Source organism: Pseudofrancisella aestuarii (assembly GCF_003574475.2).
Classification (GTDB): Bacteria; Pseudomonadota; Gammaproteobacteria; order Francisellales; family Francisellaceae; genus Francisella; species Francisella aestuarii.
This window is the reverse complement of sequence record NZ_QLIS02000001.1, coordinates 143,020-166,915: the sequence shown is the minus strand read 5'-3', so window position 1 is coordinate 166,915 and position 23,896 is coordinate 143,020. Positions and strand designations below refer to the sequence as shown.

Here is a 23,896-nt window from a genome sequence, read left to right as displayed (position 1 = left end):
ACGTTAATGTCGATATACTTTTCAAAATACTATATATAAAATGTTTTTATTAACTAGTTTAGGATTTTAGTTATGAATTCTTTTTCATTCAAAAAAGCTTCCAATGTACTTTTAGCTACGCAATTATTCTCAACTATAAGTTTCGCAGTATTATATTCAACCCTTGTTTTATTTATGACACAGGCTCTTGGTTTTTCAGTAGCAAAAGCTAGTGCCACAATGGGAGTTTTTGTTGCTTTCAATTATGGTCTTCATATCTTAGGAGGATATATTGGAGGTAGATTAGTAAGTTACAGAGTATTATTCCTAGTAGGTATGTTTTTACAAATCTTAGCATGCCTTTTCTTAATTAAACCTAATGTATGGAATTTATATATTGCTCTATCTCTATTTCTAACTGGTTGTGGATTAAATGTTCCCTGTATAAATATGATGTTAACCCAACAATTCTCATCAGATGATCACCAAAGAGAAGCTGCTTTTTTTTGGAATTATGCTGGAATGAATGTTGGTTTTTTTATTGGCTTCACTATTGCTGGAATCTTTCATTCAAGCCAAAGTTATAACATTCTATTTTTATTAACTACTGTAACTAATGTAATTGCCTTTATATTATTATCCATTGGCTGGAATACTGTCGCAGATAAAACGACCCCTTTAGTTAGAAAAGTAACTATAGTTGGAAATTCCATACTCGTAAAATATAACTCTTATGGACTAGGTATAATTTTATTAACTATTATAATTTTATTTATAGCTCTTCAATTTCCATTAAATACAAATATCTTAGCTCTTATTATTGGACTTTGCTTCTTATTCATGTTTATACCAATTGCTAAAAAACAAAAAACGAAAGCTCAAAGAGATAAAGTATATGCCTATGTTATTTTAGCCACATTTGGATTGGTTTTTTGGTCAGCTTATTCATTAGCACCAATGGCTCTAACTGTATTTACTCAATCAAATGTGGATAGACATTTTTTAGGAATAACAATACCTACTCAATGGTTCCAAAATGTAAATACTATAGTTATTGCAGTAGGTGGACCATTACTTCCTTTAGTGCTAGTGACTATACGTAAAAAATTCATTTTTTCTTTCCCTATGCAATTCTGCTTTGGGATTATATTTATGGGAATAGGTTTTTTAATGTTGGTTATGGGAGTCTTCACCTCTGGAGGAAATGGATACACTTCTGCTATTTGGCTAATACTTAGTTATTTTTTCCAATCTTTAGGAGAGCTACTTATAGGCCCTACAGGCTATGCTATGATTGGTAAACTTGCTACTCCTAAACTTCAGGGCTTAATGATGGGTTCTTGGATGGTAGTAACAGGCAGTACATCTGGAGTCATCGCCAGCCTACTTTCTATTTCTATAGCTCATAAAAATATTGATACAAACCCTCTAGTAACTAATTCAAGTTATGAAGGATTATTTATTTCACTTTCTATGCTTGCTTTCATTTCTGCAACTATATTATTTTTTATAATCCCTAAAGTAAGAAAATTAGCAAGTATTCATAAAGAACCAAATACTTTATAAATTTAAGTTTTTAACTATATTTCATAAGTACTATATTTTATAATTACTTCTTAGTAACTATATTAATTTCTATATATCAGGCTAAATGCTAGAAAAAATAAATTATAAGAAACTTAATATTCAGAAATATGTCCCTTTAATAGTATCTATTACTATTGCATTAAATGGTTTTATAACTATGATGGCAACAGCCATTCCTGTTATAAATAAAATATTTTCATTACATATAGATAATAGTATCACATCTGATTTATATGATTTAGGTATGAAATTTAATATAGGGCTAGGTATAGCAATGCCTTTAGTCCTTGGTTATTTAATGATTCTTATAGCAAAAGGAATTTACCAAAGAAAAAGATTTTATTGGTCTATTGCTGTTATTTTAATTACACTGTCAATGCTAGGCGACTACATACAAGATAATCATTTCTCATACAATATTACCTTCACAGTTCATGCTTTCGAGATAATTTTATTACTAGCTTTCACCAGAGTATTTAATAAAAAAATATCTAAAAATATATCATACCAACAGTTTATAATTACTTTCACATTTTTATTAGCTGTTGTTTATAGCGTACTCGGTGTTTATTATCTTAGAAACCAATTTGAAGGCATTGAAACTATTACAGATGCTATTTACTTTACTTTTGTAACTTTTAGCACTGTTGGCTATGGAGATATTCATCCAGTAACCCAAGAAGCTAAGATGTTTACAATGAGTATCATGTTACTAGGAATTGGTGTATTTGCTACTATTGTTACTTTACTAGCAAGCTCAGTAATAGGGAAAATCATATCAAGATTTAAATTTAAAGATGGAGTTGTTTTTATGAAAAATCATGTGATTTTATGTGGCTATACAGAGATAGCAAAATATATGATTGCAAAATATTCTGAAACTCTTACTGATATAGTAGTTATTCAAGAAAACTATAAAGGGGAGTTTATAGATTCTAATGATGAAGGAAAAAAGTTTATCGATGCAGAATCATCAGACTCTGATGCTCTTAAGCAAGCAAATATTCATAAAGCTAAAACTATATTTATTTTGAATGATAAAGATTCTGATAATATTTTGACTTTATTAGCCATAAAAGAAATTCTAAAAAATAGTAAAAAAGATGATTTACCTTTTATTGCAATTAAATTAGATAAAGAAGAAAATATAAATATAGCTAATAATATTGGTGTTGATCAAATTGTCTCACCAACAAGAAAGGTAGCTGAAATGTTAATAAATAAGCATTGCGAAGTTAAGTCTTTTGTAGATAAAAAATAAATGATATTATTTGCGATGAAATATTTTTATATAAACGTATTTTTATATTCTAGGAGAATAAAATAATGGATTTTAATTACGATATAATAATCATTGGTAGTGGTCCTGGTGGTGAAGGAGCTGCAATGAAAGCTACTAGAAATGGAAAAAAAGTAGCTATCGTAGAAGGAGATGCTCTTGGTGGTGGATGTACTCACTGGGGGACTATTCCTAGTAAAACATTAAGACAGATCGCTAGAGAAATTGGTATGTCTGGTGAAAAAGGAAGTTATGACTTCCCTAAAATGTTAGAAGGAGCTTATGACATTGCTGAGCTTCAAACTAAAATTAAGGAAAGTAGGTACATAAACCATGAGATTGATATATTCTATGGTTTTGCTAGTTTTGTAAATAAAAATACTATAAAAATAACTAGAAAAAATGGCTCAAGTGAAACAATTTCTGCTGAAAATTTTATATTATCAACAGGATCTAGACCTTACCACCCTTCAGATATAGACTTTTCTCATCCTAGAATATTAGATAGTGATAAAATCCTAACTCTTCAAGACAAAAATATAAAATCTATCTCAATTTATGGTGCTGGTGTTATTGGATGCGAATATGCTTCAATATTAAGAGCTTTAGATATTCATATTAATCTTATAAATACTAGAGATAAGTTAATGTCTTTCTTAGATGATGAAATTGTTGAAAATTTAACAAATCACTTTTGTATAAACCAACATATTCATCTAATAAATAATGAAACTTATAAGTCAATAAAAGCTAATGATAAGTGTGTTACTATCACTTTAAAATCAGGAAGAATTATTGAATCGGATTATATTTTATTTGCTCTTGGTAGATCAGGTAATATAGAGGGTCTAAATTTAGAAAAAATTGGAGTTAAAACTGATTCTAGTAGAGGTCTAATATTAATTGATGATAGTTATCAAACTTCTGTACCTAATATTTATGCTGTTGGTGATGTTATTGGTTCACCATCATTAGCTTCAGCAGCTTTTAACCAAGGACGTTTTGCAGCTACTCATATTATAGATGGTTCATGTAATGATCAGCTTGTTGATGATATACCAACAGGAATTTATACTAGACCTGAAATTAGTTCTATTGGAAAAACCGAACAAGCTTTAATAGCTGAGGGAATTCCATATGAAGTTGGTAGATCATACTTTAAAGAATTAGCTAGAGCTCAAATTTCTAGAAATAAAACTGGTATGCTTAAAATTTTATTTGACCCAGAAAATGGAACAATATTAGGTGTTCACTGCTTCGGACATAGAGCATCTGAGATTATTCATATTGGACAGGCTATAAAAGCTATGCCTGGTAAATATAATACAATAAGATATTTCTTAAACACTACATTCAACTATCCCACAATGGCAGAAGCTTATCGTATCGCAGCTATTGATGGAGTTAATAAAGTAAAAATGAGAAAACTTACTGAAGAAAAACAGCAAAAAATAATAAATAGTTAATTCTGTATTTTCAAAATAGTTATCTATATAATGCTCTTTTATTTAAATTATCATTTTAGTTAATGTCTGAATTTTACTTAATTTTGTTTTTTGGTTTTATTATTGGTGCTTCGATTGGAAGCTTTTTAAATGTTCTTATTTATAGACTTCCTAGAAAAATAGATTTAGAAGAAAAAAGCATAGCTAAAGAAATATTAAATATACCAAATGATAATCAAGAAAAAGAGAGTCTTTCAAGGCCATCAAAATGCCCTAAATGTCTAAATAAGTTAAAATATAGACATAATATACCTATATTAGGTTGGCTATTATTGAGAGGCAAATGTTATTTTTGTAAAAATACTATATCTATACAATATCCTTTAATAGAACTTTTAACTGCAGTTAGTTTTACTTTAATCATTTACTTCTATGGTTTAACTAATCAAGCTTATGCTCTTATCCTACTTATAACATTTTTCATTCCCTTGTTCTTTATTGATGCAAAACATCAAATATTACCTGATAGTCTAACTCTTCCTCTTGTCTGGATTGGATTAATTTTAAATAGTTATGGAATGTTTACTGATCTAAATAGCGCTGTATGGGGAGCTATAGTAGGTTATCTGTCTTTATGGTGTGTTTTCTGGCTATATAAAATACTTACTGGAAAAGAAGGCTTTGGATATGGCGACTTTAAACTATTAGCTGCTATTGGCGCATGGTTTGGTGTACAGATGCTTTTATACACAGTATTTATCAGCTGTATTATAGGAATTATATTAGCAATCGTTCTAAGTTTGTTTAAAAAAGAAAAAACAAGTGTTTTACCGTTTGGTCCAGCGATCATTTTAGCAGTAATCTTCTATTTACTAACTAAAGATAGCTTGTATATATGTTATAATCATCTGATGTTAATACAAAACTAAAGTGAATTTTATGAATAAAAAAGCTCTTATTGCTCTAATCACTTTTGTCGTTTTTTTAGTAATTATTTTATATATTTTTAGCCTTAAGAATGTATCTGGAAATGATACTGCTAGAGCTAAAGCTTTGGTTGAAAAAGCATTTCCTCAATACTCTATAGTAAAACAGTTTGACACAGGCATTCATTTACAAGGCTTCATATTAGAAGATAAAAAAGATCCTAATAAAAAAACTGTTACGTTCACTAGCGAAGATGGTTTTGTAATAGTCAACGGCGAGTTATTAGCTTGGGACATTAATCAGGATAAAGTTACTAATTTAAATAAGCTATATACTAAATACTTTATAACTGATGATAGAGCTAATCAGTTATATGTAGCGATAAAGCAAAAAGCTGCCTATATTCAGCAGGGAGATGATAATGCTCCTCATAAATTTTATGCAATAATTGATCCAGGCTGTGAATTTTGTCATGCTCTTTTTAATGCATCTCAAGAAGCAATAAAACAAAAACAATTAGCTGTTAGATGGATTATTGTTGGAGCTTTAGATAATAGTAAAAATGTAGCAAATAGTATCTATAACTCAGAAAATCCATTAAATGCTCTTTTGAGCTATGAGAACTCAAAAATATATGACAAACAACTATCTAAAGAAACAAATGAAAGAGTTGAAAATAATGATGGGTTAATAAAATACATAACTGGCTTTCCTACTATCGTATATAAAAATAATGAAGATTATTTAAGAATCTCAGGTGGTGGCAAACTCCCTCTAACTCCAGGAAAAGTTGCCGAAAAAGACAACATTAAAAAAGTAAATGAATTTTTACTATTAACATCTAATAAGTTCTAATGAAATATTTAACCAGTGTACTCCTTATATTAATCTCAAGCTTTTCATTTGCTAGTGATATTCAAGTTCAAAACAAAATATCAAGAGTTCAAGGTAAATTTGGTGGTAAAGTTGGTATCTACACTATAGATAGAAATGATTGGAAAAATTTTAAATATAATGAAAACTTTCAATTTCCAATTTGTAGTGTTTATAAATTTCTTGTTGTTGGGGCTATACTTAAAGAAAGCATGACAAATCCAGATTTATTAGATAAAAAAATAAAAATCCATGAAGGAGATATTATAGGATATACACCTGTAACTTCTAAAAATATAAATAAATCTTTAAGTGTAAAAGATTTAAGTAAGGCAGCAATTTTAAGTGATAACACAGCAGCTAATTTATTAATAAATGAGCTTGGTGGTTTAAAAAAACTAAATGAATTTATTATAAGCTTAAATGATAAAGATACTATTATTACAGCTAACGAGCCTAACATAAATAATATTAATCTCCATGATAATTTCAATAAAACCTCTCCTAAATCGATAGCTAGAGACATTAACAAAATTGCTTTTAGTGATGATGTGTTAGACAAAAGGCACCAAAAGCTTTTCAGAAAATGGTTAAAAGAAAATGATACTGGAAAAAATAGGATAGCTTATAGTCTTCCTGAGGGTTGGCAAATTGGTGATAAAACAGGAACATGTGAGTATGGCAGTACAAATGATGTTGCTATCTTATGGCCTAAAGGTAAAAAAGCTATTATTATGAGCATCCTTTATACTCAAGCTGACAAGAATGCCAAACCTAAAGATGAAATTATCCAAGCAACATCAAAAATAGTTTTAGATTACATAACTTCTCAAGAATATGAATAAAAGCATAAAAATGATTGTAGGCCTAGGCAATATAGGCAAAGAATATGAAGATACTCGTCATAATGTTGGTGAATGGTTTATTAGTAAAATAGCTCAACAAAACAATGAATCATTTAGTCTAAATAGCAAATTAAATGCTTATATTTCTAAAGTTAATATACATGGAAAAAATGTAATCTTTGCATTTCCAAATACTTATATGAATAATAGTGGCTTAGCTGTTATTAAGGTAGCTAATTTTTATAAAATTAGTCCTGATGAAATATTAATTGCTCATGATGAGTTAGATATAAATCCTGGAGATATTAGATTAAAAAAAGGTGGTGGACATGGTGGACATAATGGTCTACGGAGCATACACCAACATCTTGGAACTGATGATTATACAAGACTTAGAATTGGTATAGGTCATCCAGGTCATAAAAATAAAGTTGCTAACTATGTTCTATCAAATCCATCAATAGAACAAGAAAAACAGATTAATGAAGCTATCGATAATGCGATATGTTTTTTAGATGATATAATAAAATGCAATTTTGAGCCCGTAATGAACAGGCTACATTCAAAATAAATATTAATAAGGAATTATTATGGGATTTAAATGTGGTATCGTAGGTTTACCAAACGTTGGTAAATCAACTCTATTTAATGCTCTTACCGAAGCAGGCATACAAGCTGAAAACTACCCTTTTTGTACAATTGACCCTAACGTCGGTATCGTTTCTGTACCAGATAAAAGACTAGATGAGCTAGCAAAAATAGTAAACCCTGAGAGAATACTACCAACAACTATGGAGTTCGTTGATATTGCTGGATTAGTTGCTGGAGCTAGTAAAGGAGAAGGTTTAGGTAATAAATTCTTAGCTAATATTAGGGAAACTGATGCAATAGCTCATGTTGTTAGATGTTTTGATGATGATAATGTTATTCATGTAAATGGAAAAGTAGATCCTATAGATGATATTAATACTATAAATATGGAGCTTCTTCTAGCTGATATCGAATCTGTAGATAAATCAATCCAACGTTTTGCTAAAATGAAAAAAGGTGGAGATAAAGAAGCTTTAACCAAAGCTGATTTTTATACAAAACTAAAAGAACATCTTGAAGCTGAGAAACCTGCTAGAACTTTTGAGCTAAATGATGATCAAGCTAAATGGTTAAAGCAAACTCCCCTACTTACAAGTAAACCAGTACTATACATTGCTAATGTTAATGATGATGGTTTCGAGAATAATCCTTTACTAGATAAAGTTGTAGAATATGCAAAAAGTGAAAACTCTAATGTCGTACCTGTTTGTGCTGCTATGGAGCAAGAAATAACTCAACTAGAAAAAGATGAAAAACTAGAATTTTTAGCAGACATGGGTCTTACTGAAACAGGGTTAGATAGAGTTATAAAAGCTGGATATGATTTACTTAATTTACATACATATTTAACTGCTGGTGTAAAAGAAGTAAGAGCTTGGACAATACCTGTTGGAGCAACAGCACCACAAGCAGCTGGAGTTATCCATACAGACTTTGAAAGAGGCTTTATTCGTGCGGAAGTTATATCATACGATGACTACATAAAATTCAATGGAGAGAAAGGAGCTAAAGAAGCTGGAAAAGCTAGATTAGAAGGTAAAGAATATATTGTAAAAGATGGCGATGTAATTCACTTCAGATTTAATGTTTAATTATAGCCTGATTCAATATCGTTAATTTTATAGAATTAATTTTATTATCTTTAATATCTAGAATCTCTAAAACAATATTACCCTGCTTAATACAGCATTCTCCACAAGGTAAATTTTCTATCTCTTCAATAATAAAACCTGAAAGTGTTTTTGCATCTTCGCTTTCTAAATGAACTTCTATATGCCTATTTATTTCTCTTAGAGTTGCACTACCACCTACAATATATGAATTATTACTTATTTTGCGGATATTATTATGCACATCAAATCTATCAGAGAATTCTCCAACTATTTCTTCCATAATATCTTCTACAGTTATTGTTCCTGTAACATCTCCATATTCATCAACGACGATTGCAAAACGTAAGCTTTTCTTTTGAAAGTTGATTAACTGAGATTGTAGAGATACTGTTTCTGGGATAAAGTATGGTTGTATAGCCACCTTTCTTAATCTAGCTACTGATATACTAGATTTTGACATTAAAATTCGCATTATATCGCTCATTTTAACAACACCTATTACATCATTTATATTATCTTGGCATAAGATTAGATTTGAACTTTTGCTTTTGATTAGCCTAGCTTTTATTTTATCTATTGATTGATTTATATCTATATATTCAATCTTATTATGATGAACCATAACATCTTGTACAAAGATTTTATCTAACTCTAAGACGCCTAGTAACATATTCTTATTTTTAGCACCAAGCTTTGCATTAGACTCATGCACTACAGTATGGATTTCTTCTTTGTTCAAAGCTTCTGCATTACTATTTTCTAGCTTTATTCCAAAAGGTCTTAAGATAATCTTTGAAATTACATTGAGAGCTATTACTAATGGATAAGAAACTATTATTATTATTTTTAGAGGTAATGAAAATGGAAATGCTAATTTCTGAGGATAAACAGCAGCAAATGACTTTGGAATAATTTCCCCAAAAATCAATATAATTATCGTTAACACTATTGTTGATATCATTAAACCAAGTTCACCAAAATGGCTTTCAGAGTAACGTGCTAGCAATGCTGATGCTAAGATGTTTGCAAATGTATTTCCAATTAGAATACTTACTAAAAGGTTATCTGGTCTTGAGATGAGTTCTAAGCTTCTTTTTGCTTGCTTATTATTTTTCTTTGCTAAATGTTTTAATTTATACTTATTTAGAGCCATCATACTCGTTTCAGAACTAGAGAAAAAAGCTGAAAATAAAACTAATAAAGTTAAAATTAATATAATGGTATAAATATCCATCTATTTGCTTATAAAAAATTGGTAGCTATATTTTAGCTATGATTCACAAAATAATCTATAAACTAACAAATTAACCTAAGTAAAAGAAAATAAAAATAAAATTATTTGAAGATTGGATAAGGTTTAGAATTAAACTCTCATGAAATCAGCGTGAACTAATTTTACTTTGTATGGATGTCTTTGTAATGCTTTGATTATTACTTTTTCTTCTTTTCCATCAATTTTAAGAGTGATTTCGCTAGAGAAGAATGCTTTATCTTCTGTAGAGTGTAACACTCTATCGTGATCTAAAGTAACTGATAATGCCTCTTGACCCGCGCCGTATATAACAGCAGGGATTTTTCCATCTTTTCTTAGACGGCGGCTCGCACCAGTTCCTAAGTCTGTTCTTTTTTGAGCTTCTAAAACAAAACTTGCCATTTCATAATTCCTTTTATTAAATTTTGAACATATATAGTTAATCTATGCGACCCTAGATTAACCTGTGAATTATAATAGAATAATATAGAAACTTCAATAAAGTACTACAAGAAATTAATCGATAAGACCATCCATTCTAAAGATATCACTAACTGACTCTTCTTCATTTGTCTTTTTGATGATTTGAGCTAACAATGGAGCTAGAGAAATAACTTTTATTTTAGGACAATTTCTTGCAGCTTCATTAAGAGGGATAGTATCTGTAACGATAACTTCATCTATCGCAGAATTGTTAATATTCTCTATAGCATTTCCAGACAATAGAGGATGCACACAGAAAGCTGAAACTTTTGCGGCTCCACCCTTCTCTACTAATGCTGTAGCTGCTTGGCACATAGTACCACCTGTATCCATAATATCATCAACTAGAATACAGTGCTTACCGTCAACTTCACCAATTATGTTCATAACTTCTGCAACATTTGGCTTAGGGCGTCTCTTATCAACTACAGCGATTTCTACACCTAAGTTTTTAGCAACAGATCTAGCTCTAACAACACCACCCATATCTGGAGATACAATCTTTATGTTATCGTATTTTTCTGGATTATTTCTAACATACTCAAGGAAAATCTTTGTTGCGAAAGCATTATCAAAAGGAATATCAAAGAAACCTTGAATCTGCTCAGCATGTATATCTACAGAAAGTATTCTATCCAAACCAACTGCTTGAAGCATATTTGCAACAACTTTAGCAGAGATAGGAACCCTTGCTGATTTTGATCTTCTATCCTGTCTAGCATAGCCAAAATAAGGAAGTACTGCTGTAATCCTATCAGCTGAAGATCTTTTTAATGCATCTATAAGCAGAACTAATTCCATTAGGTTATCACTTGGTGGAAAAGTAGATTGGATTATAAAAATATCTTTACCACGAACATTCTCATTAACCACCACTTGGATTTCGCCATCTTTAAACTTATCTACGACAGCATTACCTAATGTTACACCTAAAGCATCAGCAACTTTGTTTGCTAAGTTTTTAGATGCATTACCACTAAATATCATTAAATCATCCGAATGGGAATGAGTATGAAAATTAGACATTTTAAAATTTTCCTAATAACGAGCTATATACACCACAAACTATATTCTAAACTTTTTTAACACCTTTAAAAAGCCAATTAATCAAAGATTTGATAAAGTTTTCTTTTTTAGATAAAAGTTATTGAAAAGCCTTAAAATATTTGTATAATTTACCCTATCACTTCGGAGAAATGGCTGAGTGGTCGAAAGCGGCGGTCTTGAAAACCGTTGACTGTAACAGGTCCGGGGGTTCGAATCCCTCTTTCTCCGCCATGAACATAGAGCCCGTCTACTTTGTAGCGGGCTTTTTTGTTTCTACCCACCTATAAACCCACCTATAAACCCACCTATAAACCCACCTATAAACCCACCTATAAACCCACCTAAAAATTTCGCTTTAAAATTAAAAAACAATATTTGAGAATTTATATTTCAATAATTTACTTAAATGATATCTTTTAAAAAAGTAAGTATCTCTTAGAGATTATATTACTCGATCTAGCATACATTAATCTAGAAAAATAAGTTCTTAATTATCAGCAATCATATAAATCAAAAATGAGTATTTTCAACTATTATCTGAAACGCTAATTGATTTAGATAGCTTTAAGGCTATATAAATCTTTTACAATAGCGTTTCTAAGTATTAATCATGCGAAGCATTACGCTGAAGAGCCTATTTTAGTCATCGCATTAGCTAAAGCTATACAGTGATTATCTAGGTATTTATGGATTAGCAAGGTTAGATGTTTTTTTAGAAGTTAGAAATACTTTTTTAGTAGTGGCTATACTGAAGCTGTTGGGCTGGCATGAGTTAATTTTATATATAAATACTTTCTAAAAGAGTGAAAATGACCTTAACATACTTATTTATCTATAATAGCTCAGAAGAATCCTTACTATGAATAATATAGATAGCTGATAACTTACAAAAAAGTTATAATCCATATAACATATTATATATTGAGTTTGGTTTATATGGGAATAAAATTACTAAGAGCTTGTAAAGGTGATAATTTACCATTCTGGGCTGTAATCAACGAAGAATCTTCTAGTCATGTACAAGAGCTAAAACTTAAAAATAAGTGTGTAACCACAGCAGAAATAATTACATATTTAAAACAATATAATATAAATGAAATAGCAAAAGATTCTATACCATTAGCTCAAATAAAAATTTTATCACCCATCACTCAAAATCAACGATTTCTATGTGTTGGAGCTAATTACAAACAACATATGATTGAGTCAGGAATAAATCCTAATAAAAAGAATTTTAATATGCTATTTCGTAAAGATGAAAGTTCAATGTGTGGTGCCAATTCAGATATTATTAAACCTTCACTTGTAAAGTTTTTAGACTATGAAATTGAGCTTGGTATAGTAATTGGAAAAAATATAGATAGCACTATAAATATTACACAAGAAAATTTACATGAATATCTAGCAGCAATTACTATCGTTAATGATATTAGTGCTAGAGATATTCAGATACCTCAAATACAGTTCTATAAAGGTAAAAGCTTTCGTACTTTTGGGCCTATTGGACCATACTTATACATATTAGATAGTAGTGAATTCCAATATTTAAATGACTTAACCCTAGAGCTAACAGTAAATGGTAATAATCGCCAAAAAGGTAATACAAAAGATTTAGTTTTTGGTATAGAAAAAACCATCACTGAACTATCTCAAATACACAATCTAGATAAAGGTGATTTAATTGCAACAGGAACACCTTGTGGTTGTGCTCTAAGAGCACCAAGTGGCATCAAAAAGTTTTTGGGGAATCTTCTACCTGATGAAATTAAATGGAAGTTATTTTTAAAGATGCAAGAATCTCAAGATAATTATTTAAAGGTCGGAGATATTATTGAATCTAAAATTTACTCAACTGATGGCAAAATAAACTTAGGAACACAGCATAATCTTGTAACTCAAGAAATATAAGATCTAAATTAATTCATCTAATACTCCCAATCTTGATACTCTTTATTTTTTGATTTCATTGTTTCATATAACCAAACCATACGATCTAAATACCAACTTTTTCCTATATAAGCTAGCACAGTTCCAAATATAGCTCCCCAAACAGAATAGTAAATAATCGCCCAAATTGCTAATATCATTCCAATAGAAGAAATTGTATTAAGTATAGTATATAGAGGTGTCTTATGAATATTAGGAATTTCAATACGATCTCTATTTAAGTAAACTCTTTCTCCTAATACAGACTTTGAAGCCCAATTTTTTGTTGATCTAGGCTTACTAAAAAATACTGGATTTAAAAACATCCATAACAAAGAAATAATCCCTGGAATAATACACCACCAACCTATCCAAATACGACTCCAAAAGGCTAAGACAATCAACGGAAGTACAGAATACCTAGTCCAAACACTCCATGGATTAGCGTGCTTCATCCAGTTATCATCTGTTAGATTAAATACTTTTGCTACTTTTCTCTCAAGAGTCATATCGTTTAATTTATATAAGCTTTTGAGAATTATTATATCAATTAAAATATATAAAAAAATTTTGATTAATTATGATAATTAAAACAAATATTAAGCAGTAAGGCTCTTACAACTTAGATCTTTTGTTAGATAATTTTAAATTCAAACACTTCCAAACTTCATCAGTCAGATTAAACAGTCGTTTCTGCCCATTAGTTGAAACAGTAACTGACTTTATTGACTTGATAGCTTTTTCAACCATTTGAGCTTTAGCTTGATCTGGCATTACATATCTAACTTTACTAATTTGACCAGTTTTTATTATCTTTAGATATTGAACTATTATCTGCTGATAGCGATATTTACTTTTTATAGTTCTCTCAGCTTCTATAGCTATCTTTTGATTATCTTGTGTAATGATAATAGCATCTGGTCTTTTGATATTCTTACCACCAAACCATTCATCTGTTAGCCATCTACCACTGATATATTTATGATTTTGTTTAACTGCTTGTAAATGTATCTGCTGACAAAGAAACTTATGTAATAGCTGACTATGTTTAAGCTTGCTTATCTCAAAACCTCTTCTATCAATATAATTAACTTCTGCCATACCTTGAGAATTTATACCTATTATCTTATAAGTTTTATTTGGTTCTTCCACACTTGGTAGATTTATCTCTCTAGCAAAACCTAGCTTTTCTAGTCTTTTAATAAATCCACCAATACCTTGTGATGAAGTAATTCCAGTCACTTCTTTTAAGATTTGTCTGTTTGTATAAAGTTCATCAGCTAAGAAATCTAAAGCGAGCATTACTCTGATTTGCCCTTGCTCAATCAGATCTTTTCTTCCTCTAGTCTCAATCATAGAGCCCCCATAATATCACTATCATCTTCTGGGTTTGGTTCAGAGTCATTGGCATTATAAGGTTCAGCTTGTATTAAAGTTGGGTACTCAGTATCACTTGGGTATTTTAGCACTTCCGTATGCACCATCTTTGGTAATCCATAGTTTAAAAATAGAGCCACATTACTTGGTAGATTCTTTATTAATGCTACAAAATCAGCAAAACAGAACTAAAAGTATCTTAAACACATTCATATTATATACCATAGCCAAAGCTTGGCTTTTTACCAAACAGTTGTATAATTAGCCAACCTCTTTTATGGTTTTAAAATATGATTAAACAACCTAAATTTTCTAGCATTAGTAAAATTAAAGAAATTGCTGAACTATATAATCTAAAATCTGATGAAAATATTATTCTACTTGATATTAATCACTATGAACAATCTACAGAAATAACCTGTGGTCCAGCTGCGACTATTAGCTTACTCAACTATTATGAGCTATTAGATGATTCAGAAGTAAACAAGCAAACAGAACTTGAATTTGCAAATGATGCTGATACTGGAAACATCTATGGTACAAGAGCTCAAAAGCTAGCTGAAATACTAAGCAAATATAGTCTCAAAATTCACTCTGGTATAAATGGAAATATAAAGCAGATAAGAGAAAATATAGAAAAAGGTATACCTACATTAGTAAATTGGTTTGACTGGGGTGGTCACTGGGCACTAGCTGTTGGGTACCAAAAATTAGGAGAAACGATGGCGGAAGATAAAGATCTTATATTTTTAATAGATCCTGCATCACATCATACAAATATTAAATCTCCTTATGGATTAACTATATTAAATCCAAGTAAGTTTGAAAAGATGTGGATAGATTCAGAAGGAGTCGCTGGTATTTATATCACTGCGATACCTGAAACATTAGCTTTATAAAACCACTTCACTGAAAAATTTATTTACATATATTAAGCAAATATTATGTAAATGAAAAATCTCAGATATTATTCTTCTATGTTTTTATAATATCTAGATAACTCTTCTCTACTCTTTAACCATAAATGGGTTTTATTTATTAGACTCTCATTATCAATAATATCTATGATAGCCAGACGTAAAATTACTTTTACATTTATAAATGCTTCAATAAGTTTATTAATATTTTTTATATCTCTACCATGGGATAAATTATTTCTACAATCAACTATTTCAGATACTATATTTTTTATTGTTTTATTTTCCATTTTATTTAGTAAACAAGGCTCTTTCATAAATAGATCATATAAAAACATAGAAGATGAATTTCTATCTAGAAAAATTGAAAATTCTGGTTTTTTTTGTTTCAAATATTCTTTATCATCAGCAGATAAAACATCTTTAAAATCATGTAGAGCAAAACTCTTTATTAAACTTTTTAAACGATTTCTATAATTATCTTTTTGATTTCTTTTAAATTCAATCAACTCATCTAAAACTTTATATACCTCTTTATCTAAATTATTTTCGTCACGAATGATTTTTAACTTATTCATTAATTGAGTATTTGAATTCTTTTTAGAGGTCTGATTAGTAATATCATCTAGTGCATGGGCACAACCATTAAAAAGAAATATTAGCTCAGTACTTCTAGCCTCTTTCGACCAGTTAGAAAAGTTACATATATCTAAAGCATAACAACTATACTCTAACCTATCATATTCTTTATAAAAATTATGAAATAATCTTAATATAGATTCTTTTATATACGACTGAAACACAAAAGATACATGCGTATCATTGGAATATTTACGCTCTAATAATAATGAATCTAAAGCATTATATGAAAAATAAACACTCTCTGGCTCAATAGGTAAATCTTGGAAAATTACTGTGAAAAAATAATTAATCTTTTTTAAAATTATGAAAATATCTTTTATTAGAAACTCAACATCATTTTTTTTATTAGTAATATGAAAATATCTTTTAACTGTTTCTCTTTGTGAATTTTTACCAGTATAACTTTTAAATTCTTTCTTTTCCTCATAAAAACTTATTTTAATAAGGCTATTTTCAAAAAAAACAAATTCTGAACCGTTAATTAATGATCTAAAAAAATGGTTATAATAAAAAAACGGATACTCTATATATATTTCTTTAAATTTAGTTTGATAGGTATCTTCTTGTAACCGTTGAACACTAAATGCATAAGTAAATGTAACAACTGCAACAAGCTTTGGTGGCACATCTTCATTACATGAAGCTATCCAGTATGTAAGTAACAAATCTGAAAAACCATGTCTAATAACTTTTAATTCTTTAGACATTTCTTTTTTACAGAATTCTTTTTTAAACCTATCTTTATCTTCTAAACTATTAAACCTTATATCTAAATGATTTGGAAAGTTTAATATAACAGCACATTTTTCAAACTTATTATTTCCAGAAATAAGCGTAGCCATTGAAAAATCCGATCTTTCATATTTTATACTCACATCCACACCTTAAATTTATCAATTTAGATATTAAAAAATAATTATATTTTAATGGACTTATTATTACCATCTAGAGAAAATATTTAGAAAACAATCTTTTAAAGAAAGAAATTTATTTTATATATATATGATTTATTTATTAATCTGTCTCCATCCAACTCTGCATAGTATTTATTAGGTCTGTAAAAACATCAGCCATTAAAAGTAGATCAGCTTCATGACTATGGTTATCTTCTTTATTTAAATCTTTGATTCCATCTAAGAATTTAATAGATTTAAACTGAAATTTTGTATTTGTAACCATTGCTAATTGCTCACGCCAAACTATAGCAAGCTCTGTAATATAACCACCATTATCAATAAAAGCTTTAATATTATCATTCAGCATACCGCTACCCTGACATGATATATTTGCGATACTATCACCTACTGCACTAGTTAGCTTACATTTATCTGCCAGCTCAACATCTACTGGATAGGCATTATCTACAAGCCATGTTGTTAATATATCTGTTTCTTCTTTTATAACTGGTTCAAACTTAAGTTCACATCTTTGTAACAGCTCTAAAACTTCTGTAACCTGTTTATCAGATACACTATTTATTACTAGATAATTATTAGTCAAATCCAAATAGCCAAAGGTCTTTTTAAACTTACTAAATGCTTGTGGCAAAAGTCTTTGCTCAACGTCTTCTTTGATTTGAGTTTTTTCCTTTTTACTAACGTATCTAGTTAATTCAAGCTCTTCGATATGTTCCTGTGCTTGCTCATTTATCACTTGAGCAGGTAGTAGCTTATCTTCATTTAGTAAACAAAAAGCTGCTAGGTGATTAAACCTAAATAAGCACTTCTCATCATCTTTAACAAAAGGATTTATGAAACCTCTAGAAGATTTCTGCAAATTACTACACGGTTTAAATGCTAATTTATTTAATGACTCTTCAAGATAGTCAATATTTACATCTGTGATTTTAAAAGCTGTAAGATTTTTAAAAAACATTAGTTTTACTCATATAAGATAAAGTATCTGACAATGATAAAACATCTGGCTTTAAAGTAGAACAGTAACTCTCAAAAAGCTATAGAAAATTAAAACTTCTGTAATTTAGAGATTACTCAAAAGCATTTTAATATTTTTAACATGATGTATAATATCAACTTTCAAAATATTAAATAATTTTCTTGGATAAACATATGTCACAAATAGTTGTATGTGCGATGTATAAGTTTGTTACATTAGAAGACTTTGAGGCAATGCGTCAGCCTCTTTTAGATGTGATGATAAAGAATAATGTTAAAGGTACTCTACTTTTAGCAAATGAAGGAATCAATGGTACTGTTGCAGGAACTCGTGATGGTATAAATAGTTTATTAGAGTATTTAAAGTCAGACTCTCGTTTAGCTGATATTGATCACAAAGAATCATTCCATGAGCAGATGCCTTTTTATCGCTCAAAAGTTAAACTAAAAAAAGAGATCGTAACTTTAGGTGTTAATGAGATTGATCCAAATAAAGTTTGTGGCAAATATGTAAAACCAAAAGACTGGAATGCTTTAATCTCCGACCCTGAAACTCTACTTATAGATACTCGTAATGAATATGAGATAGAGATTGGTACATTTAAAAATGCTGTAAATCCTCACACAGAAAACTTCCGTGATTTTCCTGAGTATGTCGACGAGAATTTAGACCCTAAAAAACATAAAAAAGTGGCTATGTTTTGTACAGGTGGTATTAGATGTGAAAAGTCTACCGCTCTACTAAAAGCTAAAGGCTTTGATGAAGTTTATCATCTACAGGGTGGAATCCTAAAATATTTAGAAGAAGTGCCAAAAGAAGAAACTATGTGGGAAGGTGAATGCTTTGTATTCGATTCAAGAGTTGCAGTTAACCACGATCTTGAAAAAGGTAACTATGATCAATGTTTTGCTTGCCGTATGCCAATTACAGAAGAGGATAAAAAGCGTCCTGAATATGTTAAAGGTATAAGCTGCCATCATTGTTATGATAAAGCTAGTGAAAAGCAAAAAGCTCGTTTTGCTGAACGTGAAAAGCAATCTCAACTAGCAGCAGAAAAAGGTTTTTTACACGTTGGTGATGAAGCCAAAGAGTTAGCAAAATTAAACAAAATTAAAAAGCAGCAAGCTAGAGAAGCTGCTCGTGAGAAAAATAAGAAATAAAATCATTAATCAATTATTCAAATAAATACCATCTTCTTTTATTGAAATTTTCTGTTGTTTCAAAAGTGTTCCTATAGCCCTTTTAAAAGCTAGTTTACTTATACCAAACTGTCTTTTTATTGCTTCTGGATCAGATTTATCATTAAATGGTGCAAATCCTCTGTGTGTTACTAGATAATCTTCAATCAAGCTAGCATTTTTATCTAAGTCTTTATGAACTAATTGCAAAGATAAATCTATACGACCATCATCACGAACGTTTTTGATATAACCCTTTATAGATTGCCCAAAGCTTAATCTTGTAAAAACTTCAGAGCTGTAAAGCACTCCCCAATAAGTATTATTTATAATTGCTTTATGACCAATAGTTGTTGAGTTAGCAATGATAAGATCTACCTCTTGATTAGCTTCTAGATCACCCTCTGCGTAATCCTTTATAAATTTATTTATCTTAGATGATGCTGTGATTCGTCCACTAATCTTATCTAAATACAAATATACTAAATAGGATTTTTCTTCCTCAAATGGTCTATGCTGTTCAGCTAATGGCACAAAAAGATCTTTATCTAATCCCCAATCTAAAAATGCACCTATTTTCCCAATACTTTTAACTTTTAAGTAAGCAACTTCTCCGACTGCTGGTATACCACTTTTCATAGTAGCTACAAGCCCAGAATTAGAATTATGATATAAAAAAACTTGTACATTATCCCCTGTTTCTAAGTTTTGTCCTTCAGACACTGGTAATATTGCTTCACCCAGCTCTAAAGCATCAAGAATTATATAGTTAGCTTTTTTATCTAAAACTTTTAAATTATGGTATTTACCTATCGAAATCAAAATAGTAGCCTCTAAAATTTAATAGAAAATCATCTATGCTCAATATTAACATACTTATGGATTTATATACTTAGCCAACGCCATATAAAGGTTAATTTCTTGATTGTTTATTACCATAATTGTAGTATTCGAAAGCAATAGATATTTTATAAAATCATAGATGCTAAAATTAGATACAGATTTTTTTAATACAGATGCTAAGTCACTGTCTATAGACTTAATAGGTAAAGTAATCTGTAGAAAATACAATAACTTGCTTTTACAAGCTCAAATTATTGAGACCGAAGCTTATGATATCGATGATAAAGCAAGCCATAGTTCCTTAGGATATACAGAAAAGCGTAAAGCTATGTTTATGCCTGCTGGCACAATTTATATGTACTACTCTAGAGGTCATGACTCTCTTAACATTTCTGCAAAAGGCGATGGTGCGGCTGTTCTTATAAAATCAGCAATTATTTTTCCAGAAGCTATAAATAATAAAGAAATGGTTAATATAATGTTAGAGCTAAATCCTCGTGTAAATAATAAAGTAAGAGATATAGAAAAACTCCTCTCCGGACAAACTCTACTTTGCAAAGCATTGAATATTAAAGTAAAAGATTGGGATCAAAAGACTTTTAATAGTGATCTATTTATTGCTGACTACGGATATAAACCAAATAAAATTATTTCAACTACTAGACTCGGTATTCCAGAGCATAGAGATCCTCATTTGTTAAATAGATTTGTTGATTACAAGTATGCAGATAGAGCAACAAAAAACCCTTTAACAAGTCGAGCTAAAAATTATGAGATTATTTCCTAGACTTTATTGAACCTTGAAGAGCTTTACGTATAGCCTCCTCAACACTTTTTGATTCATTTATTGAAGAGCGAATCATTTTTTCAGCTTCTTTTTGTTTATAACCTAATACTAATAGTGCATCAACTGCTTCTGAGAAAATACTATTTCCTTGCATATGAATTTCTGTAACACTTATAGAAGTAGTTGCCACAGTTAGCCCCTCTGCTGTTGGTGAAGAGCCATATATTTCACCAGAGAGTTTTATCATCTTATCATATATCTCAATAACTAGTCTTTCTGCTGTCTTTTTACCAATACCTGGGATAGTAGCTAAAAGTCCATAATCTTTATTTTCTATACAATGAAGTAAAGTATTACACTCCATGCCTGAAAGTATAGCTATTGCTGTTCTAGCACCTACTCCACTTACTTTTATAAGCTCTTGAAAAACTTTTTTATCAATCTTTGACTTAAAGCCATATAGCTGCTGAACGTCTTCTCTAACAACAAAATGTGTATAAAGAGTAACTTCTTCACCTACATTACCAAGTCTATATAAAGTTGTCATAGGTACTGCAACTTCATAACCCACACCATTCACATCTATTAATAACATTGTAGGATCTTTATCTAAAAGTTTTCCTCTAATTAAACCTATCATGTGATTACGCCTTAAGATTATGACTTTAATGTCATTTCATTTATAATAAATTCGCTAATACAGCCTTCTGTTGCTGATCTAAATTTTTCTATATGCTCACTCTCTAAATGCTCTACCCAAAACTCTCTAGTTTCCCATTCCTCATAAAAAAGAAAATGTGTAATATTATCATTATCTTGATGAAGCTTATATTGCAAACAACCAGGCTCACTTCTCGTGGGTTCAATAAGTTTAGTAAGCTCTGCTTTTATAAAATTAATTTTATCACTCTTAGCTTTAATATTAGCTATGATTATTATCGACATGTTCAATCCTACTTTATTCGTTTATTAGTAACTTTGCTAGCACCTGTTAATCTAGCTAAACTTTTACTACTATGATAATGACATATTGCAACTGCTAAAGCATCTGCTGCGTCCTCTTGTGGCTTTTTGCTTAAACCTAATAATGATTGAACCATATGCTGAACCTGTGACTTAGCTGCTCCACCAGTACCAACTACTGCTTGTTTAACCTGTTTTGCTGAGTACTCACTAACAGATAAAAAATTATTAGCCAAAGTGCACATAGCAACTCCTCTAGCTTGACCAAGCTTTAGAGCCCCCATAGGATTCTGAAACATAAATATTTGTTCTATAGCTGCCTCTGTCGGTGAGTATATTTTTATAACTTCATTTATACCATCAGCTACTTGTTTTAGTCTGTTAGCAGTTTCTTTTTCTGTAACACGAATACAACCACTAGCAACATAGTAAAGCTTATTTTCAAAAGCTTTTATTACTCCAAAACCAGTGATTCGAGAACCTGGGTCTATACCCAATATAATCATATTATTAGAACATCCTAAGAGAGCTGCTCTAATACTTCTTGAGAAAAATTAGCATTAGAATAAACGTTTTGTACATCATCAAGATCTTCCAGCCTATCAATAAGGGCAATGATTTTTTCTGCTGTTTCTAAATCAAGATCAGCTTTAATATCAGCATCAAAAGTTATTTCTGCTGATCCAGCATTAAAGCCTTTTTCAACTAAAGCTTCTTGTACATCAGAGAAATCTTGAGGAGTTGTGATCACATCTATAGAGCTATCATCATGTGCTATCACATCTTCAGCTCCAACCTCTAATGCTACTTCCATTAAAGTATCTTCATCAACACCTTCGATAAAAGAGATAATGCCTTTTTTATTAAACATATATGATACTGAACCATCAGTTCCTAAGTTACCACTATGTTTTGTAAAGGCATGACGAACTTCACCGACAGTACGATTACGGTTATCAGTCATACAGTCAACTAAGATAGCTACACCACCTGGACCATAACCTTCATATCTTACCTCTTCTAAATTTCCACCCTCTTCACCACCAGCACCTTTTTTAATAGCTCGCTCAATAGTATCTTTACTCATATTATTTGATAATGCTGTTGCTACTGCGGCTCTTAATCTAGGGTTAGAGTCTTTATCATCGCCACCAAGTCTAGATGCTACAGTGATCTCTCTAATAAGCTTAGTGAAAACCTTACCTCTTTTTGCATCTTCTTTTGCTTTTTTATGTTTAATGTTTGCCCATTTACTATGACCAGCCATATTCTCACCTAAAAATTATATAAAACTAACAACTTTTTGAACTAACTTCTCTATTCCTTGAGAAGCCTCTAAAATATTTTTTGCACACATATAAGCCGGAGTAGAAACTAATTTAACAGTTTCATCAACACAAATATCAGTTGCTAGGGTAGGTATATGCTTTGCCCCTTTCTTTTCTAATATCTCTGCTGTGCTTTCATCAGTACCTATTGTTGCCTTAGTTCCTTCTGGATATATTAAAGGAATCATCATAGGAGCTATACATATGTAACCAGCTGGTTTATCTGCTAAATAAAAAGATCTTGCAAATTTAAGGACATCTTCATTCATCTTATATGTCTCATTTCCAACAAAAGCAAAATCTAAAATATTCTTAGCAGCTCCAAATCCACCAGGAAATATTACAGCATCATAATCATCACTATCAGCTGTTGCAATATCTACTATATTACCTCTAGCTATTCTTGCTGATTCTTCTAAAACATTACGTGGAGAAGCTTTTGCATCTACAGCTTGAGTAATATGATTTACCACATGCTTTTGCTCTTCATTAAGAGCTACACACTGCCACTCCACTCCTTGCTTTTCTAGATATAATAATGTTAAAACAGCCTCATGAATTTCTGACCCGTCTAAATATCCACAGCCAGAAAGTACTACCGCTACTTTTGCCATATTTC

The 23,896-nt window shown here is 30.2% G+C and carries 26 protein-coding genes and 1 tRNA gene; 13 read left to right on the top strand and 14 right to left on the bottom strand.

Annotated elements, in window-relative coordinates:
- Positions 1–72 precede the first annotated feature (72 nt).
- From DNK87_RS00820 to ychF, 8 genes are all read left to right on the top strand, one after another.
- A complete protein-coding gene (locus tag DNK87_RS00820; RefSeq protein WP_119330672.1) occupies positions 73–1,545 on the top strand; it encodes a peptide MFS transporter in 1,473 nt (490 codons plus the stop codon).
- Positions 1,546–1,630: 85 nt separating this feature from the next.
- The gene (locus tag DNK87_RS00815; RefSeq protein WP_119330673.1) at positions 1,631–2,827 is read left to right on the top strand and encodes an ion channel; all 1,197 of its coding nucleotides are present in this window, start codon (positions 1,631–1,633) and stop codon (positions 2,825–2,827) included.
- A gap of 65 nt (positions 2,828–2,892) precedes the next feature.
- Positions 2,893–4,311 carry a Si-specific NAD(P)(+) transhydrogenase gene (gene sthA / locus DNK87_RS00810; RefSeq protein ID WP_119330674.1) on the top strand — a complete coding sequence of 473 codons (1,419 nt, stop codon included), beginning with the start codon at positions 2,893–2,895 and terminating at the stop codon, positions 4,309–4,311.
- Positions 4,312–4,373: 62 nt separating this feature from the next.
- Positions 4,374–5,219 (top strand): prepilin peptidase, encoded by an 846-nt coding sequence (locus DNK87_RS00805; RefSeq protein WP_119330675.1) that lies wholly within the window; start codon positions 4,374–4,376, stop codon positions 5,217–5,219.
- A 10-nt stretch (positions 5,220–5,229) separates the two neighbouring features.
- Positions 5,230–6,072 (top strand): thioredoxin domain-containing protein, encoded by an 843-nt coding sequence (locus DNK87_RS00800; protein ID WP_119330676.1) that lies wholly within the window; start codon positions 5,230–5,232, stop codon positions 6,070–6,072.
- Complete coding sequence (bla, locus tag DNK87_RS00795; protein WP_119330677.1) at positions 6,072–6,935, top strand: class A beta-lactamase; 864 nt, start codon at positions 6,072–6,074, stop codon at positions 6,933–6,935. The genes DNK87_RS00800 and bla overlap by 1 nt, the downstream gene beginning before the upstream one ends.
- Positions 6,928–7,506, top strand: coding sequence for an aminoacyl-tRNA hydrolase (gene pth / locus DNK87_RS00790; RefSeq protein ID WP_244614582.1), 579 nt, complete (start codon positions 6,928–6,930; stop codon positions 7,504–7,506). Before bla ends, pth begins: the two co-directional genes overlap by 8 nt.
- A gap of 19 nt (positions 7,507–7,525) precedes the next feature.
- The gene (ychF, locus tag DNK87_RS00785; protein WP_119330678.1) at positions 7,526–8,617 is read left to right on the top strand and encodes a redox-regulated ATPase YchF; all 1,092 of its coding nucleotides are present in this window, start codon (positions 7,526–7,528) and stop codon (positions 8,615–8,617) included.
- Here the strand turns inward: ychF and DNK87_RS00780 are convergent.
- The 3 genes from DNK87_RS00780 to DNK87_RS00770 all read right to left on the bottom strand — a co-directional run bounded on the left by DNK87_RS00780 (position 8,607) and on the right by DNK87_RS00770 (position 11,399).
- Complete coding sequence (locus DNK87_RS00780; RefSeq protein ID WP_119330679.1) at positions 8,607–9,872, bottom strand: HlyC/CorC family transporter; 1,266 nt, start codon at positions 9,870–9,872, stop codon at positions 8,607–8,609. The genes ychF and DNK87_RS00780 overlap by 11 nt on opposite strands.
- A gap of 129 nt (positions 9,873–10,001) precedes the next feature.
- Complete coding sequence (rplY, locus tag DNK87_RS00775; protein WP_119330680.1) at positions 10,002–10,292, bottom strand: 50S ribosomal protein L25; 291 nt, start codon at positions 10,290–10,292, stop codon at positions 10,002–10,004.
- A 114-nt stretch (positions 10,293–10,406) separates the two neighbouring features.
- Positions 10,407–11,399 (bottom strand): ribose-phosphate pyrophosphokinase, encoded by a 993-nt coding sequence (locus tag DNK87_RS00770; RefSeq protein WP_119330681.1) that lies wholly within the window; start codon positions 11,397–11,399, stop codon positions 10,407–10,409.
- A 164-nt stretch (positions 11,400–11,563) separates the two neighbouring features.
- On the opposite strand from DNK87_RS00770, the gene DNK87_RS00765 reads away from it, so the two are divergent.
- Positions 11,564–11,651 (top strand) — tRNA-Ser (locus DNK87_RS00765).
- A 705-nt stretch (positions 11,652–12,356) separates the two neighbouring features.
- Positions 12,357–13,328, top strand: a complete 972-nt coding sequence (locus DNK87_RS00760) for a fumarylacetoacetate hydrolase family protein (RefSeq protein ID WP_119330682.1) — start codon at positions 12,357–12,359, stop codon at positions 13,326–13,328.
- Positions 13,329–13,345: 17 nt separating this feature from the next.
- Here DNK87_RS00760 and DNK87_RS00755 read toward each other — a convergent pair whose 3' ends face one another.
- The 3 genes from DNK87_RS00755 to DNK87_RS08945 all read right to left on the bottom strand — a co-directional run bounded on the left by DNK87_RS00755 (position 13,346) and on the right by DNK87_RS08945 (position 14,863).
- Positions 13,346–13,855, bottom strand: coding sequence for a DUF6653 family protein (locus tag DNK87_RS00755; protein WP_119330683.1), 510 nt, complete (start codon positions 13,853–13,855; stop codon positions 13,346–13,348).
- A gap of 106 nt (positions 13,856–13,961) precedes the next feature.
- On the bottom strand, positions 13,962–14,702 hold the full coding sequence (locus DNK87_RS00750) for a TriL protein (RefSeq protein ID WP_119330684.1): 741 nt from the start codon (positions 14,700–14,702) through the stop codon (positions 13,962–13,964).
- Complete coding sequence (locus DNK87_RS08945) at positions 14,699–14,863, bottom strand: hypothetical protein (protein ID WP_162523376.1); 165 nt, start codon at positions 14,861–14,863, stop codon at positions 14,699–14,701. The genes DNK87_RS00750 and DNK87_RS08945 overlap by 4 nt, the downstream gene beginning before the upstream one ends.
- 150 nt (positions 14,864–15,013) lie before the next feature.
- On the opposite strand from DNK87_RS08945, the gene DNK87_RS00745 reads away from it, so the two are divergent.
- The gene (locus DNK87_RS00745) at positions 15,014–15,622 is read left to right on the top strand and encodes a C39 family peptidase (RefSeq protein WP_119330685.1); all 609 of its coding nucleotides are present in this window, start codon (positions 15,014–15,016) and stop codon (positions 15,620–15,622) included.
- Between the two features lie 68 nt (positions 15,623–15,690).
- Here the strand turns inward: DNK87_RS00745 and DNK87_RS00740 are convergent, their stop codons facing one another.
- Positions 15,691–17,157 carry a hypothetical protein gene (locus DNK87_RS00740; RefSeq protein WP_119330686.1) on the bottom strand — a complete coding sequence of 489 codons (1,467 nt, stop codon included), beginning with the start codon at positions 17,155–17,157 and terminating at the stop codon, positions 15,691–15,693.
- A 139-nt stretch (positions 17,158–17,296) separates the two neighbouring features.
- Positions 17,297–18,157, bottom strand: a complete 861-nt coding sequence (gene rdgC / locus DNK87_RS00735; RefSeq protein ID WP_119330687.1) for a recombination-associated protein RdgC — start codon at positions 18,155–18,157, stop codon at positions 17,297–17,299.
- Between the two features lie 194 nt (positions 18,158–18,351).
- Between rdgC and trhO the strand changes: the two genes are divergently transcribed.
- A complete protein-coding gene (gene trhO / locus DNK87_RS00730) occupies positions 18,352–19,338 on the top strand; it encodes an oxygen-dependent tRNA uridine(34) hydroxylase TrhO (protein ID WP_119330688.1) in 987 nt (328 codons plus the stop codon).
- 9 nt (positions 19,339–19,347) lie between these two features.
- Here the strand turns inward: trhO and DNK87_RS00725 are convergent, their stop codons facing one another.
- Positions 19,348–20,178 carry a CvfB family protein gene (locus tag DNK87_RS00725; RefSeq protein ID WP_119330689.1) on the bottom strand — a complete coding sequence of 277 codons (831 nt, stop codon included), beginning with the start codon at positions 20,176–20,178 and terminating at the stop codon, positions 19,348–19,350.
- A gap of 160 nt (positions 20,179–20,338) precedes the next feature.
- Here DNK87_RS00725 and DNK87_RS00720 point away from each other — a divergent pair, with 160 nt between their 5' ends.
- Complete coding sequence (locus DNK87_RS00720) at positions 20,339–20,986, top strand: DNA-3-methyladenine glycosylase (protein WP_119330690.1); 648 nt, start codon at positions 20,339–20,341, stop codon at positions 20,984–20,986.
- On the opposite strand, the gene ruvA is transcribed toward DNK87_RS00720, so the two are convergent.
- The 5 genes from ruvA to elbB are packed head-to-tail and all read right to left on the bottom strand — an operon-like array spanning position 20,976 to position 23,891.
- The gene (gene ruvA, locus DNK87_RS00715) at positions 20,976–21,626 is read right to left on the bottom strand and encodes a Holliday junction branch migration protein RuvA (RefSeq protein ID WP_119330691.1); all 651 of its coding nucleotides are present in this window, start codon (positions 21,624–21,626) and stop codon (positions 20,976–20,978) included. The two genes, DNK87_RS00720 and ruvA, sit on opposite strands and share 11 nt — an antisense overlap.
- Before the next feature lie 17 nt (positions 21,627–21,643).
- Positions 21,644–21,931: a putative quinol monooxygenase gene (locus DNK87_RS00710; RefSeq protein WP_119330692.1), complete on the bottom strand. Its 288-nt coding sequence runs from the start codon at positions 21,929–21,931 to the stop codon at positions 21,644–21,646.
- 8 nt (positions 21,932–21,939) lie between these two features.
- Positions 21,940–22,455, bottom strand: coding sequence for a crossover junction endodeoxyribonuclease RuvC (gene ruvC, locus DNK87_RS00705; RefSeq protein ID WP_119330693.1), 516 nt, complete (start codon positions 22,453–22,455; stop codon positions 21,940–21,942).
- Between the two features lie 14 nt (positions 22,456–22,469).
- The gene (locus tag DNK87_RS00700) at positions 22,470–23,216 is read right to left on the bottom strand and encodes a YebC/PmpR family DNA-binding transcriptional regulator (RefSeq protein ID WP_119330694.1); all 747 of its coding nucleotides are present in this window, start codon (positions 23,214–23,216) and stop codon (positions 22,470–22,472) included.
- Positions 23,217–23,231: 15 nt separating this feature from the next.
- Complete coding sequence (gene elbB, locus DNK87_RS00695; RefSeq protein ID WP_119330695.1) at positions 23,232–23,891, bottom strand: isoprenoid biosynthesis glyoxalase ElbB; 660 nt, start codon at positions 23,889–23,891, stop codon at positions 23,232–23,234.
- Between the last annotated feature and the right edge of the window lie 5 nt (positions 23,892–23,896).